Origin of the sequence: Lysinibacillus sp. FSL R7-0073 (assembly GCF_038009065.1) — a bacterium.
GTDB lineage: Bacteria > Bacillota > Bacilli > Bacillales_A > Planococcaceae > Lysinibacillus > Lysinibacillus fusiformis.
On record NZ_JBBPAS010000001.1, the window covers coordinates 2,192,104 to 2,206,002 of the forward strand.

18 protein-coding genes and 2 riboswitches are annotated in these 13,899 nt (G+C 40.4%); of the genes, 17 read left to right on the plus strand and 1 reads right to left on the minus strand.

The window, feature by feature from the left end:
• From MKY88_RS10760 to MKY88_RS10830, 15 genes are all read left to right on the plus strand, one after another.
• The gene (locus MKY88_RS10760; RefSeq protein WP_340813595.1) at positions 1-243 is read left to right on the plus strand and encodes a helix-turn-helix domain-containing protein; all 243 of its coding nucleotides are present in this window, start codon (positions 1-3) and stop codon (positions 241-243) included.
• Positions 244-567 (plus strand): hypothetical protein, encoded by a 324-nt coding sequence (locus MKY88_RS10765; RefSeq protein WP_069481208.1) that lies wholly within the window; start codon positions 244-246, stop codon positions 565-567.
• Positions 568-668: 101 nt separating this feature from the next.
• Positions 669-842 (plus strand): hypothetical protein, encoded by a 174-nt coding sequence (locus tag MKY88_RS10770; protein ID WP_175423019.1) that lies wholly within the window; start codon positions 669-671, stop codon positions 840-842.
• A gap of 1 nt (position 843) precedes the next feature.
• A complete protein-coding gene (locus tag MKY88_RS10775; protein WP_069481209.1) occupies positions 844-1,065 on the plus strand; it encodes a hypothetical protein in 222 nt (73 codons plus the stop codon).
• Between the two features lie 18 nt (positions 1,066-1,083).
• On the plus strand, positions 1,084-1,821 hold the full coding sequence (locus MKY88_RS10780; protein WP_340813597.1) for a hypothetical protein: 738 nt from the start codon (positions 1,084-1,086) through the stop codon (positions 1,819-1,821).
• 82 nt (positions 1,822-1,903) lie between these two features.
• Positions 1,904-2,086, plus strand: a complete 183-nt coding sequence (locus MKY88_RS10785; protein ID WP_340813598.1) for a hypothetical protein — start codon at positions 1,904-1,906, stop codon at positions 2,084-2,086.
• Between the two features lie 201 nt (positions 2,087-2,287).
• Entirely contained in the window at positions 2,288-2,590 is a 303-nt protein-coding gene (locus MKY88_RS10790) for a hypothetical protein (protein WP_083244666.1), read from the plus strand.
• Between the two features lie 78 nt (positions 2,591-2,668).
• Entirely contained in the window at positions 2,669-2,965 is a 297-nt protein-coding gene (locus MKY88_RS10795; RefSeq protein ID WP_069481212.1) for a hypothetical protein, read from the plus strand.
• A complete protein-coding gene (locus MKY88_RS10800; protein ID WP_340813599.1) occupies positions 2,955-3,356 on the plus strand; it encodes a hypothetical protein in 402 nt (133 codons plus the stop codon). Before MKY88_RS10795 ends, MKY88_RS10800 begins: the two co-directional genes overlap by 11 nt.
• Positions 3,357-3,359: 3 nt before the next feature.
• Positions 3,360-5,573 (plus strand): phage tail protein, encoded by a 2,214-nt coding sequence (locus MKY88_RS10805; RefSeq protein ID WP_340813600.1) that lies wholly within the window; start codon positions 3,360-3,362, stop codon positions 5,571-5,573.
• 77 nt (positions 5,574-5,650) lie between these two features.
• On the plus strand, positions 5,651-6,130 hold the full coding sequence (locus tag MKY88_RS10810) for a hypothetical protein (RefSeq protein WP_340813601.1): 480 nt from the start codon (positions 5,651-5,653) through the stop codon (positions 6,128-6,130).
• 79 nt (positions 6,131-6,209) lie between these two features.
• Positions 6,210-6,722: a hypothetical protein gene (locus MKY88_RS10815; protein WP_340813602.1), complete on the plus strand. Its 513-nt coding sequence runs from the start codon at positions 6,210-6,212 to the stop codon at positions 6,720-6,722.
• On the plus strand, positions 6,707-7,111 hold the full coding sequence (locus tag MKY88_RS10820) for a phBC6A51 family helix-turn-helix protein (protein ID WP_340813603.1): 405 nt from the start codon (positions 6,707-6,709) through the stop codon (positions 7,109-7,111). Before MKY88_RS10815 ends, MKY88_RS10820 begins: the two co-directional genes overlap by 16 nt.
• A gap of 856 nt (positions 7,112-7,967) precedes the next feature.
• The gene (locus MKY88_RS10825) at positions 7,968-8,273 is read left to right on the plus strand and encodes a hypothetical protein (protein ID WP_340813604.1); all 306 of its coding nucleotides are present in this window, start codon (positions 7,968-7,970) and stop codon (positions 8,271-8,273) included.
• A 109-nt stretch (positions 8,274-8,382) separates the two neighbouring features.
• A riboswitch (cobalamin riboswitch) is annotated at positions 8,383-8,566 on the plus strand.
• Between the two features lie 233 nt (positions 8,567-8,799).
• A complete protein-coding gene (locus tag MKY88_RS10830; RefSeq protein WP_340813605.1) occupies positions 8,800-9,558 on the plus strand; it encodes a hypothetical protein in 759 nt (252 codons plus the stop codon).
• A 105-nt stretch (positions 9,559-9,663) separates the two neighbouring features.
• On the opposite strand, the gene MKY88_RS10835 is transcribed toward MKY88_RS10830, so the two are convergent.
• The gene (locus MKY88_RS10835) at positions 9,664-11,604 is read right to left on the minus strand and encodes a translation factor GTPase family protein (RefSeq protein WP_340813606.1); all 1,941 of its coding nucleotides are present in this window, start codon (positions 11,602-11,604) and stop codon (positions 9,664-9,666) included.
• A 176-nt stretch (positions 11,605-11,780) separates the two neighbouring features.
• Positions 11,781-11,967: riboswitch (cobalamin riboswitch) on the plus strand.
• A 164-nt stretch (positions 11,968-12,131) separates the two neighbouring features.
• On the opposite strand from MKY88_RS10835, the gene MKY88_RS10840 reads away from it, so the two are divergent.
• Together MKY88_RS10840 and MKY88_RS10845 are read left to right on the plus strand one after the other, a co-directional pair.
• Positions 12,132-13,127: an ABC transporter substrate-binding protein gene (locus MKY88_RS10840; RefSeq protein WP_258268615.1), complete on the plus strand. Its 996-nt coding sequence runs from the start codon at positions 12,132-12,134 to the stop codon at positions 13,125-13,127.
• 52 nt (positions 13,128-13,179) lie between these two features.
• Complete coding sequence (locus tag MKY88_RS10845; protein ID WP_340813607.1) at positions 13,180-13,857, plus strand: precorrin-3B methylase; 678 nt, start codon at positions 13,180-13,182, stop codon at positions 13,855-13,857.
• Positions 13,858-13,899: the final 42 nt, after the last annotated feature.

Here is a 13,899-nt window from a genome sequence, read left to right on the forward strand (position 1 = left end):
ATGAGACCGCACACTATTAAGTCGTTACGTAAGTTTCACGGATTAACGCAAGCTGAGTTTGCATCTCGAATTGGTTACGCTCGTACTACGATTAGCGACGTGGAGAACATGCGTAAAAATCCGTCACTGACACTTTTAGCAGCGATTACTCGGCAGTTTGAAATTACAGATGAGTTTATAGCTTTTTTGCGCAGTTTTGAAAAATTAAATGGAATTATCCATGATTACACGATAACACATTAAATGTCAAAAGTAAAGTGTTTCGAGAATCAGCAAATAATCAGTGCAGAGGGGATGACTGCTATCACAGCAGAACTTTGGAGACAAACAGATTCAACGTTCGCACTCTATGTAGACGCGGTGCATGAACGTGAAATCCGCAACATTAAACGATCACGCGATTGGGATATTACCGCGACATATCAAAAAGGGGGACAAGTAGTCGGATTACAATGGCGCGTACCAGAATCGGACTATCGAGCAGCGAAGCGTATTGAAAAACGCATCAACAATAGTGTACACGATTCAGCGATAGAGCCTTCATTTTGGCGTGAGGAAAGTGGCTAGGATAAATACTATTAACTTTTAAATTTAACGTCTAATTTGAAGGCGTTATAACGAGTTTATGTCAATATACGTATCAAATTTTAAGGGGTGTTGGTTAAGGAATGCAGATTTACTACAGTAACGATAACGGAGAGCATTGCGTTTACATTGACGAAGAGGAACGTCAGCATCGGATATTTTTACCACCGGAAGTTGCAACGCTAGATGCTCGATATTTCGTGCAATCAGAGGCAGCAACATATGTAATTGAGCAACTGTTAAAAGGCGGTGATTAATATGGAAGTTGTAGTGACGAAATATGAGCGAGAAGTAAATCACTATGGTGGACTTGAATACATTTTTAAAGTTCATAAAGTGCCAGGCGGCAGGGTAATTAACTCATTTTATGTACTTCATAGTTACGATCCTGAAGAAATGCTTGAATCTGAAGAGAGAGTAAGAAAAGAAATTCATGAATATCTAATAAAGAACGATTATAAAGCAGTCACAAAATATTAAAAAGGGCGGTAATTAAATATGACAAAAACAAACATTGAAATTTTAGAAGAATTAATTGAAAAAGGCTACACACTAGTACGAAAAAATCCTACATCAATCGCATTAGAATTTAAGCAAGATTATTATGCGGAAGTAGATAAGATTAAACGTGATAGAGACCTTACGCCTGCTGCAAAGGCGTATAAGCAAGAGCAATTACAAGAGAAGTTCGGTAAACGATTATTTGAAGTATTAGCGGAGCAAAAGGCTGATTATAAAAAGGTAGTAGATCAAGCACAAAAGCTGGCGCAAACAATTCAAACTACACCTCATGATAAACCCAAAGACGATTTAAAGGTTAAATTATTTGAGGATGAAATCGCCTCACTCGTTACATCGACAATGTTAGGAACTAATGCAGGACGTTCAATTGAGGCGCTAGATGACTTTATTGGGAAGTATGGAGATGAGCCATATTTTGCACAACAAATTAAATCGCAGTTCCCACAATTCGCTAGCAATGTCCTAGGTATTGAAAGTTCGCCTCAGAATCGATTCGCACTTTCTAAAGTATTAGAGCGAGTAGAATCGAAGGTAACAACCCCAGAGCGCGCAAAAGCAGCCGAGGCATTAGGGTTCTTCGGCAATGGTGACGTCAAGTTCTATCCGGAAGGTTTAGCGCCATATAACGCAATCCAACAAATCATTGGACGTGATGCAGCGCGGTATTTAAATGAGCCGGAAAAAGCGATTGAACTAATCTCTACTGCAGAGTAAGCACAAGAAAATGTAAGGCATGGCGGACTTAGTTCCGCCTTTTATATTTTCACAAATAAATAACGAATGGAGACGATAGTATATGATTAAAATTTATTACCGAGAAGATGGAGCAGCAGTGATTAAGGAAGATAATCTATTAAAAGAAAAATTACCTGACGACTTAGATATACCAAAAGTCGATATTTCAGACGAAAAAATCGACGCACATAACTTAGCTTTCTTAGCAGACAAAGTATCTTGTGCTGGAGTTTATTATGTATAGCGTTATATTGCAGTCAAGGCAGCGTTCGAGCGACGGTTGGAATTAATCGCGGAGCAAGCAAGACAACCGAAAGTTTCGCATCCGCCGGCTATCACATCACGATCAATTAAGCCAGTGGACGCATAATAAATCTAATCACGCATGGCATGATATATAATTGGTTTAATTAGTTTATATTTAACAAAGAGGAAGGTGATTAAGGTGATTAACGAAAAAAAGCTAGCTGATATGGTAATTAGAATGGATGCGATGCATCCAAACGATCCTGCTATTGAATCGTGTTGGCAACAGATGGTCGACGAGTTTAACGATGAACAAGATACAATTAATTATCTAAATAGTTGTTCAGAAAAAGAAATTTACTGGATATCTTCCGTTTTTGATGATCTCGCTTACAAATTCCCAAGCAAAACATATGTAGATTGTATTAAACAGTTGGCAAAGAAGTTTCCAAAAGTAGATATGGCCCTTGAAATTAAAATTGCAGAATCATACATTTCTTAAAATAAAGTAACGCAAGGCATGACGTTTAACCGACGTTGTGCCTTTTTCTATGCAAAAAAACAAGAGGGGGACACAGGGATGGACGGAAAACAAATAGTAGTAAAAGCTGGCGGTATCGTTAACTTTATCGATAAGTACAAATTTAAAGTTAATGCTGATTACATTCGATACGCGAACGATATTAAGCCTTTGTTGTTACAGGTGGTTGTAAGCGATGCTCAGTGGTCACTAGCGGCAGGAAAGATACTAGAGGCGCTTATGCTGGCTATCAAACAAGTAGAGGGACAAGATGTCCAAGCTGAATTTAAACGCGCTTGCAAAGAGTTTGATTCTGTTATCAGCAATATGAACGGTGGGAAATCGTATGGAATTTAATCTAGATTTATCCCAGCTAACACAATCTTTAAATCAATCTCCGAATGCGGTAGGCAGAGCATTGCTAAACGGTCTCACTGACGTTAAGAACGATTGGAAAGCAGAATCAGTCGACATTGCTCCAATTGCTGAGAAACTAGGAGGTACATTACGACGAAGTATTGACGCAGAAGTATTTACAGACGGTGACAGTACTGGCGTTGAAATTATAGCCAATGCAACACGGGGACCGAGGAATTTCAATTATGCATATTACATTCATGAAGGTAACGGGAACGCTGTTACTGGTGAGAAGAAATTTCTTGATAAACCAGCACAACAAAATCAGGATAAGTGGCGTCAGTGGCTTGAAAAAGAGCTTGAAGAAGAGCTTAGAAGGGTGGGGTGGTGATTTATGAACCTAACCGCAGTATTCCGAGTTCGTGATCAAGGTAGCTCACGATTACGTCAAATTACTCAGGCGATGGAACGTATGAATCGGACTAGCCGTAACGCTAGTGATAGTATGTCACGTTCCCAAGCTGCAGTAAATCGTTTCGGAAGTTCAGTATCTTCCACATCTAATCGTGTGGGAGGATTTGCAACGCGGGTCTCATCGTTGAGAGTTGGTGCAGACGGTGTAAGTGCATCATTACGAGGTATGCAAGGTGCTTTAGTTGGACTCATGGGTGCGTACGTTGGAGTAACAGGGGCGTCTAAGTTGTTTAGCGCTACAATCGGTGCTGCAGCAAACTACGAACAAAATGCGATGGCTATTACAGGGATGTTTGGTGACGATAAACAAGCTAAAAAGTATCTTCAAATGGTCGAAAAGGCTGCTATTGATAGTCCGGTATTGAACAGTACAGATATGATGACAAACTCAAAAGCATTCATAGGAATCAGTAAGAACCTTGATGAATTAAAACAGGTTTGGGGTTTAGTTGAACGTATACAGGCGCTTTCAGGCGTAGACACTCAGCAAGCAGCTTTCTCGACAAAAGAGCTTATGCAAGGTGACTACGTTTCAATGTATGAGGCAGTCGGACTAGATAAAAAGGAATTGCAAAAAATCACTAAAATGGACGGAATGTCTGCTAAGATGGCTGGCCTAGATAAATTATTAACCAAAATGGGCGTAAATGATGAAATGGTTAATAATATGGCGAATACAACAAAAGGATTGTGGTCGCAACTCGAGGAGAAGTCACAGACGTTCTTTAGAAACATAGGAATGGAAAGCAATACAAAACTAGCGGACTTTCTAAGGCGATTAAATAAGATGTTTGATGGTATTGATACCGACGCACTTAGTAACAAACTAGGTGGAATGCTTGGAAAAGTGACAGATAAAGCGATTGCTTTATACGATATATTCGTGAAATGGCGAACACAAATAGCATACGTAGCAGGGGCGATTGGCACGTTTGTAGCTGCGCTAGCTGTAGTAGGAACAATTTCCGCCTTAGCGAATCCAATAGCGTTAATAGCGATGGGGATATCAGCTGCAGCCGTCGGACTCAAAGCGCTTTACGACAATAGCGAAACGTTCCGCGGAGCTATCGAAAAAGTTGTTACCGTAGTAAAAGACTTGTGGTCCGTGTTCCAAAAAGGCGGCGTAGAAGGTTTAATAAGCGTCCTATTTCCACCGGATGTGGCTGAAAAAATCAACGGAATTATTACCGGGATTAAATCGAAAATATCTGAGTTGATGACGGCTTTTAACGAAGGTGGATTTGGCGGAGTATTCGATAAGATTTTCGGAGAAGGCTCTTTTGAGTCGCTTAAAACAAAATTTGAAGAAGTCAAGTCGTACATTACTGAAAAAATAACACAATTTCAGCCTGCATTTGAACAGCTAGTAGACGCTTTCTCTACAGCATGGGACACGGTATCTGACATCTTAACAAGCGCATGGGACATTATAGGTCCGATTTTAAGCGGTTTATGGGATTGGATACAAATACTCGGTGACATTATAATGATCGTTTACAATAATGTAATTGCTCCAGCAATTTCGTTCTTAGCGCAACTATTCTCGACTTTATGGTCAATCGCAAAGCCGATCTTAGAGCTATTAGGTATAGCATGGGAAGCACTTTCCGCAATCATTAAATGGGCATGGGACAACGTTTTAGCTCCATTAGTTGAATTCATTCTAACTGGCGTCAAAAATGCGTTGGATGGTTTTTCTGGCGCACTAGAGATCGTCCAGGGCTGGTTTGAAACACTCAGCGGATGGGTCTCGACTGCATACGGACATGTTAAGGACTTTATCGGTTTTATTTCCAACGCTAAATTGCCGAGCTGGATTACGAACGGAATTAGCGCGGGGGTAGACTTTGTTGGTAATTTAATCGGTGCTGGCGGAGATAAAAAGGGCGGTAAGAAATCGCACTATAGCGGATTAGACTCCGTACCATATGACGGATATTCAGCGCGTTTACACAAAAACGAAAAAGTTCTTACGGCGCAAGAAGCGAAGGCTTATGACGAAGGTCAAGGCGGCACAGGTGGTGGAGTAGTTATCACCGGCAACAACTTTACAGTACGTGAAGAAGCTGACATCGAAAAGATTGCGTATCAACTAGCGAAATTAATCGAGGAGGTGAAGGTGCGTCGTGGCTAAAAGTACTATCGGACTATGGCTCAAAGATCGTCATAACTTTGGTCTTGTGAAATTAATTGAATTGGAGAGGATACAACGTGGTTAAATATACACCAAATTATAATTTAGGAAAGCCGGAAGGTACTGATATGTATAGTGTGCTTCCGCAAAACGCGAATATGGATATCATAGATACAACATTAAAGGGATTAGATACAAAAGTTACTGACCTTTTGGCTGATGTAGTTTGGCAAGAAGCAGAATTACTAAACGGTTGGGAATCTTATGGTGAAGGATATGAACCGAAATTTGCCGTAGATAAGCACAATAATCTAATTATGAAAGGCGCTATTAAAAATGGGGTGATGACTAGAGGGACAGTTCTATTTATCTTGCCAGAAGACATGCGTCCTATCGTGTATCGTATCTTCGTAACATCTTGTAATAATCAAATCCATGATCACTATGAATATAGGGCCATCGAATTGGTAATCGAACCTAATGGAGCTGTGGCTTTAGGTAGCTCTATACCTTATACACGATTCTTAGGGTTGGAAAACATATCTATAAAACTATAGCAACAACTATTAACGGGCAGGCATCGGCTTTTATAGCGTTGCTTGCCTTTTCTATTACAACGAAAGAAGGGGCGATGAAATGAAGCGATCATCCACAATTGAAGAATTAAAAGAGGACATTGAGCGTTTACAGGCAGAGATTAATGCGTCAGATATGGAGCGAGGTTATTGTAATGTTCCGTTCCCATCGGTTAGTGACGTTTGGGCAGAACAAGCATATAAACGTAATTTAGTAGATATAAAGCAGTTTTTAGCAGAATATACAGAACTAGTTTTAACTGCAAAGGAAATTATACCTTTAGGTGAACAAGACCGTATTAATGAGTGGTTAGAGATGCTAAAAGTTGCGAGAGAAGCGAAGGATTTAATACTAGGTTCTACGTGTACACTGATTGCTGCTTTATTACTGATCGCTACTAACGGTGACAGCAGAATGCACTACGCAAATTTAGCGGATATGCTTGTAAGTATCATTGAAGAAACGCCTTATTCCGTTTATTCCGAAGATGTCTATAAAGGCGACTATGACGGAAATTATGATAAATACTACGCTGAAAAGCGAGAGGAGCTAATTAAATGGCACGAAAACTAGATGAAATTTTGAAGGAACTGACGGCCGATCAGGCGAAGGCTGCTGAGTTAATTTATGAAAACGACCTATTGCCGAAAGGTAAGCGTCGTTCTTACGTTGAAATTGCAAAGGAAATTGGCGTATCTGACCGGACATTACGTAAATGGAGACAGTTGCCTGGGATGTTAGAATATAAGACAGCGGTAACAGATATGTATTTAGCGGATAATCGTACACGCGTTATGCAGGCGCTTATTCAAGGTTGTGTGGACGGCAACGCTTCGCATATGAAACTGTACATGCAAACGATGGGTATGCTAGTTGATAAGGCGGAAGTTGAGATTAAAGCGCCTAATGCGGATCCGGACGCAGTTGCAGCACGACTAGCGAATATTAAAAATCGATATTAAAAGGCGATATATCAATGATTTAGTGCGATAAAGTGCTAAAAATGCGGAGTTGGCTACGTGCTGGTTTCGCTCTTTTTTTTATGCGTTGAAATAGCGTTGAGGCTTCCGTTTAATTCCGAAATATGGCGAAAACATCGGGCAGAAGGCGCTGGCGCGCGTGGGTACTCGAAAACAAATCGTTATCTGACAATTTAACCGGTATTTTATGCAGCATTTTATGCAGTATTGTAACGCATATGCAAACAGGGATAGTCGCAAGAATTGCTGCATATCAACGATGTATAAGATTGTGTATATGTTGTTTCTGCGCAGAAGTAGAGAAACACTGTTATATCAATGGTTTTGCGTATATTTTAGTTTACATAATCAAGCTTATGGGAAGTTAGAAACGAATAATTATTCAATCGTCATGTATTGCGTCAATTCAACGTTAAAATACCGAAAATCCCCCCAAGCCGCCTACTTTCGAATCCGCCTTTCTGCTGTCCGATAATTGCAGATACCATTTTTAAAACAAGCAGTTTTTTTTGCGCTGCCAGACGCATCGAGAATCGTTGAATAGGATAGTTATGCGTGTAAGCTTGTCTGAGGTGCGTTTATTATTAGGTTGTTTATGTCAACATTTCGAATTTATAGAAGTGAATTATCCCGATTGAATTTGCGTCAGTTTTGCGTTAAAAAATGAGCGCAGGAATCCCTTGCGCTCATAACTCGTTTTTTAAATGTTACATAAATAATAACCTAAAATAAAAGTGCCGTAAATACCTTTTTAAAAAGCCGTTAATCAGTCGCTAAAGCCTATTCCCATACGGTTTCTTTCAGTATATACTCCGAATAATAGATGGGGGTGATACGGATGTTAAAAAGAAGACATTCGGTAAAGGACGTATTAGAGAAGCTAAATATTACGGACAAAACATTAACTAGTTACGCGGATTTAATGTGTGAAGTAGACGACAATTTTGCTGATTCGTTGGAAAAGACCAGAAAGTATAGCGGTAAAGAAATCGAAGTTATTCAGTATATGCTGCGTAGAAAATCCGAGGGAATTTCGAAAGAGATGGCGCGCGATGAAGCTGCTGAAGTATATTACGATCAAAGTAAATGTGAAGAAGTGCTCTCAGAATTTCAGTGTTTGTTAGATAAAATTAAGAAACGATGATTAGTAGTTTGGAAAATATTATGATATTTGACTTTAGAAAAACACTACTTTACAATTGATTTTAGTAATCTAATAGGAATGTGGAGTACACTCGATTCCTATGACAACTGAATAGCGTGTAGTAATAGGTGTAAATTGCGTGCAATTTACTTAAAAGGGAAGTCGGTGTGAATCCGACACTGTCCCGCAACTGTAAATGTGAGCGACTTTTCAGCAACCACTGTCAAATGATGGGAAGGGGAAAAGTGGCGATGACCATGAGTCAGGATACCTGCCTAGTTACGAGTACACACCATAAACCTACGAGGAATAGGAGGTGGCATGTTGACAAAACAGAATGCTCTGTTCGTCACAGTACGTCAAACGCCCAAAGTTCATGAAAGGGTTCATTTTAGAACTCCTTCGCATTTACTTAGGGTTTGTTTGGCATTGTGTGATGAAGCACATTAAAGCGAAGGATTTCCTCAAACATAGTAGGAAGTCCTTTTTGTTTTGAAAATATGTACGCAAAGGGGATGCACATAGGATGAATATTCATGCAACGACAACAGAGGAAACGCCTTTTGTAGATATGACGATTTGTAAGCAGCCACGGACAGAAATTGCCAAGAAAGCGAAAACCAGAATGGTGGTTGAATCACTAATTGATCAATTATTAGCAACGAGACTGATTCGCAACGATCGCTTTTTTGAGCAAATCTTATATAATAAAGACATTATTTGGATACAAAATGGGGAGGTAGAGGGCCATCTTTTTGCACAGGCAACGTTAACGGATCAACTGAAAACGAAGACGAATAGCTTTATGATGTATATGCCAACCAACCCTATTGTTTATGAGGTGAATGGGGAGCAGTACCACTTAATTACACGCATTGATTCAACACGAGCAAAGCCTAATCTTGACCGTCTTTCACAGGAGCCCAATCCAGTGTTAAGCGCTGCACGTGTCAATGATTTACTGTGCTCGATTGTCATTCGTTTTTATGAAACGTATATGAACGATTTAGAGCAAATTCCTCATCAGGATAAACTAATCGCATTTGTGCAGCAGGAATACACACAGTTTCTTCAAGCCGTTCAGGAATTAAATGATTATCACTTTAATTGGCATCCACGTGGGAACGGCCACGAGCTATTATTAACATTAATTGATCAACTACAAATATTAAAAAGTCAGCCTGGAAAAGTAGTTATCGACTTCACGAATACGCAAGGTTACGTGGTGGTTGAACCTGCCTATCCAGTGCACAAGCCTTCAAAGAAAGCTGTTGGTGCCATATAAAAACAAGCCCTCCATGAAGCGGAGGGCTTGCTTTATTTTTTGTATGGATATTCTATCTTCATCTGAAGTACTAGTTCAACAGATTTGCCATGCTAGTACATAAACTTAACTCTGACAATGCATGGCTGCTTGCGCCTCTTGCCAGGGGACGGAATAGCCTTTACCTTTTGCACAAAAAATGCTGGAAGAACTGTATTCAGGGTCGGCATTTTTATCATAGCCTATTTGAGTTATTACTTCTTCTGCATTATGACACACATCATAGCCATCAAATTGGAGGGTAAGCGCACCTTTCCCATTTGTATAGGCGGCAAAAATCGTGCTATAGCTCATGAAGGTCGCTACTGGTGCACGTCCTGTTAATACAACGTCTGTTTCAGTGAGTACGGGGTCGTCAAAGGTGCCAGCAGCCTGTTGAATGTCGGTCATCATACGGCCAATAAAATCATTGGAAGCCTTCATTTTAAAGCGATAATACGGCTCAAGCAGGACGTTCTGTGCTTGTTCCAGTCCTTGGCGCAGTGCTCGGAAAGTGGCTTCTCGGAAATCACCGCCAGACGTATGTTCATTATGCCCACGTCCCGTCAAGAGCGTAAAATGAATATCTGTTACTGCGTAGCCTGTGAGTAAGCCATGATGATCACGTTCAAACAAATGCTTTTCTACGAGGCGTTGGTTGCCCACTGATAAATCATCTGCATGACAGGCATTGCTAAAGGTAATTCCTGTCCCACGTTCATTTGGCTCCATTAATAAATGAATTTCTGCATAATGCTTGAGTGGCTCAAAATGTCCGTAGCCTGTAACGGTTGTCGCAATTGTTTCCATGTATAATATTTGCGGCTCTCCAAAAGAGATGTTTAATGTAAAGCGCTTCATTAAAATTTCAATCAGGACCTCTAACTGAATGACACCCATTATATGCACATGGATTTCCTGAAACTTTTCCTGCCATACGACACGCAATGATGGCTCCTCGGCCTCTAGTAGACGGAAAATCTTTAATACTTCTTTAATATGTTGTTCACCCTCATATTGAACTTTTGCCTGTAATGTAGGGACAAGCTCATAGGGCTGTGATAGCGTGTTACTGCCAATGCGATCGCCAATGTTTGCCTGGCTGAGCCCTTTAACAGCGAAGATTTCACCAGCCTCAACTTGTTGAACAGTTTCAAATCGACTGCCATTATAAAGACGAATTTCCGTTACTTTCTCTGTGAGGTCTCCAAACATAAATTCATCTCGAACATGTAATTTGCCTGTTAAAGCCTTGATGAAAGTTAAACGCTGATGGCCGTCATGTCGTATTTTAAAAACCTCTCCTTGAAACGGTGCTTCCGGCTCGAAGTGAGTACCAGTTATGAGTGGAAGTTGAGCAATAAATTCTTGAATGCCTTCATCCTTCAATGCAGAACCTGTAAAGCAGGGGAAGGCGTATTCATTTTTAATCATCGATAGGAGCTGAGTTACGCAAGGACCATGTTCCAATGTTTCATTCAAAAAGGCATCCAGCAGCTCTTCATCACGCTCCGCCAGCCATTCCATGATTGTCCTTGAAACATAGTTTTCCTGAAGTGGTTCATCTACGAATAATACATGTTCAGAGAAATCTTTATGGAGCTGAGTCATCACAGCCCTTACATCTGCTCCGTCACGATCTATTTTATTAATAAAAAAGAATGTAGGGACATGATAGTTCCGTAAAAGCTGCCATACAGTTTCAGTATGACCTTGTATACCTTCTACTGCACTAATAATAATGATAGCATAATCCATGACACGGATGGCACGCTCCATCTCTGGGGAGAAATCGACATGTCCTGGTGTATCAATCAACGTATATGTATCGTCGCCAATAGTCATGCGTCCTTGCTCGGCAAATATCGTAATGCCACGCTTGCGCTCAAGCTCATGATTATCTAAATAGGCGTCCTGATGATCGACACGCCCCCGTGCTTGTATACTATTTGTATGAAAAAGCATTTGCTCGGAAAAGGTTGTTTTTCCTGCATCAACATGAGCAAGAACCCCAATCGTCTTGTACATAATAAATCCTCGTTTCTATAAGTGGCTATCTTCTCATTGTATCAGAATACTAGCACAACTATTTCTTGTAAAATGATTCGTCTTTTTGTCGAAATAGTGCTAATATAATGATGATTATATTTTTTGCATTCTACTACAGATCGCGAATTAACGCATGAACTGCTAGTCTATCAATAGCATGAATAGAACATATTGGTGCAAATGGCCTTTGTCATTTGCTTAAAAGGGAAATCGGTGCAATTCCGATGCTGTCCCGCAACTGTAAATGGGGAGTCTATACAGCATGCCACTGTAGTTTTACTATGGGAAGGCGTATAGATGATGAACCTAAGCCAGGATACCTGCCAGTATATGTATGTTAACTAAGAACCACGAGGATGGGGATAGTGATAAAGGTACTAATACCGTTTTTTCACTATGCAACTCTCTTGGCGACAAGAGGGTTTTTTTATGCCCTTCCAATTATCCTGGTAGCAAAGAAGTCTCTGATTTCTTTCTATATTTATCACAACAAAGGAGAAAAGGACATGAAAAAATGGAGAAGTATATGGCTAGTCATGGTCATCGCCTTAATCAGCGTTTTAGGTGCGTGTGGCACAAACGACAAGCCTGAATCAGCAACGCAAACTGAAAAAGTTGAACCGTCTGAGGCGACAGCATCTGAGGTAATCATTGAAAATAATGAAACTACCCAAACCTATAAGGAAGCACCTAAAAAGGCAATCAGCTTAAATCAGCATGTAACAGAAATTATGCTTGCATTAGGCTTAGAGGATTCCATGGTAGGGACAGCTTATTTAGATGACAAAATCTACGAGCCGCTTCAAGCAGCCTACGATAAAGTTCCAGTTCTTTCAGATCAATATCCAACGAAGGAGCAAGTCATTGATGCCGAAGCAGATTTCTTGTATGCAGGCTGGAAAAGTGGCTTTGGTGAAAAAGGTGTTGGAACACCAGAGGAGCTTGAGGAATTAGGAATTCATACGTATCTACATACGGCTTCCAATATGACAAAGCCAACATTAGAGGATATTTTCACTGATATTCGTCATATCGCGGAAATATTTCGCGTGGAAGATCGTGGCGAAGCATTAATTGAACAAATGACAAAAGGTGTGGAAGAAGTTCAAGCTCAATTACCAAAAGACAGCGAAAATTTACGTGTGCTAGTCTTTGATAGTGGAGATAAAGATGTGTTCACGGCTGGTCAAAACTTTATGAATGAGCTAGTAACAATTGCTGGCGGTCAAAATATCTTTGGAGATGTGGAGTCAGGATGGACAACGGTATCGAAGGAAAATGCAGTAGATCGCAATCCAGAGGTGGTTGTTGTCATTGATTATGGTGAAACAACTGCCGAACAAAAGATAAAATTCTTAAAAAATGATCCAGCGTTGAAGGAAATGGAAGCAGTCAAAAATGATCGCTTTGTCATCCTTCCACTTTCAGCGGCATCTGAAGGAGTACGTGCCGCAGAGGCCATTCAAATTTTAGCCAAGGGCTTCTACCCAGCAAACTTTTAAAAACATTCGAGCTAGCGCTTTGCTAGCTCCTTTTTCTTAAGGAGTGATAACAATGAATGCATTTCGTCAAAACATACCAGATAAAACGTTTGAAACCCTTAATCAGCAAGGTGGATATTCACGATTAGCGGTAAGCCCTGGCATTATTAATAAGCATTACACGCCAGCCCAATTTCAAAAAATAGCTGAAATTGTAGGGGAGAAGGGGGCCATTAAATATTCGGCTTCCTATAGCCTATTATTATCGATCCCCTCTAGCGAACTGACAGAATCTACCCATGCCTTACAGGAGGCTGGGCTGTTTGTTGCTTTGTCAGGTCCTCATATAGCCATGAAGGCATGTGATTTTTGTGATGGCGAAAAAATGGAGGCAGTTCCTCAAACAGAACAGCTCTATCAGGCGTTGGACGGTATAACTGTGCCTGCAAGAGTTCGAGTCAATGTGAATGGCTGTGCATCGGCTTGTTATAATCCTACATATGACGATATAGGACTAGTCTATCAGCATGAGAGCTTTGATGTTTATTTAGGATCCATTCCAATGGGGGCAAAGGCACAGGCGGGTACTCTCTTTGCGAAGAGAGTAGGGATCGACCATATTGAAGATTTCTTGCTACAAATCATTCGTCTCTATCAGGACCAAGCTCGTGCCAATGAACCTTTTTATAAGTTTTATAGCAGAACAAAATCGAATGCTGATTGGAAACTAGTAAAAAAATTGATAGAGTAGCAGGAATAATACTTAGGGTGTCGAAATATTGTAGTAGAGCAT

Coding starts and splice junctions, on each gene's coding strand:
- MKY88_RS10760 (WP_340813595.1), top strand. CDS start 1: ATGAGACCGCACACTATTAAGTCGTTACGTAAGTTTCACGGATTAACG.
- MKY88_RS10765 (WP_069481208.1), top strand. CDS start 244: ATGTCAAAAGTAAAGTGTTTCGAGAATCAGCAAATAATCAGTGCAGAG.
- MKY88_RS10770 (WP_175423019.1), top strand. CDS start 669: ATGCAGATTTACTACAGTAACGATAACGGAGAGCATTGCGTTTACATT.
- MKY88_RS10775 (WP_069481209.1), top strand. CDS start 844: ATGGAAGTTGTAGTGACGAAATATGAGCGAGAAGTAAATCACTATGGT.
- MKY88_RS10780 (WP_340813597.1), top strand. CDS start 1,084: ATGACAAAAACAAACATTGAAATTTTAGAAGAATTAATTGAAAAAGGC.
- MKY88_RS10785 (WP_340813598.1), top strand. CDS start 1,904: ATGATTAAAATTTATTACCGAGAAGATGGAGCAGCAGTGATTAAGGAA.
- MKY88_RS10795 (WP_069481212.1), top strand. CDS start 2,669: ATGGACGGAAAACAAATAGTAGTAAAAGCTGGCGGTATCGTTAACTTT.
- MKY88_RS10800 (WP_340813599.1), top strand. CDS start 2,955: ATGGAATTTAATCTAGATTTATCCCAGCTAACACAATCTTTAAATCAA.
- MKY88_RS10805 (WP_340813600.1), top strand. CDS start 3,360: ATGAACCTAACCGCAGTATTCCGAGTTCGTGATCAAGGTAGCTCACGA.
- MKY88_RS10815 (WP_340813602.1), top strand. CDS start 6,210: ATGAAGCGATCATCCACAATTGAAGAATTAAAAGAGGACATTGAGCGT.
- MKY88_RS10820 (WP_340813603.1), top strand. CDS start 6,707: ATGGCACGAAAACTAGATGAAATTTTGAAGGAACTGACGGCCGATCAG.
- MKY88_RS10825 (WP_340813604.1), top strand. CDS start 7,968: ATGTTAAAAAGAAGACATTCGGTAAAGGACGTATTAGAGAAGCTAAAT.
- MKY88_RS10830 (WP_340813605.1), top strand. CDS start 8,800: ATGAATATTCATGCAACGACAACAGAGGAAACGCCTTTTGTAGATATG.
- MKY88_RS10835 (WP_340813606.1), bottom strand. CDS start 11,604: ATGTACAAGACGATTGGGGTTCTTGCTCATGTTGATGCAGGAAAAACA.
- MKY88_RS10840 (WP_258268615.1), top strand. CDS start 12,132: ATGAAAAAATGGAGAAGTATATGGCTAGTCATGGTCATCGCCTTAATC.
- MKY88_RS10845 (WP_340813607.1), top strand. CDS start 13,180: ATGAATGCATTTCGTCAAAACATACCAGATAAAACGTTTGAAACCCTT.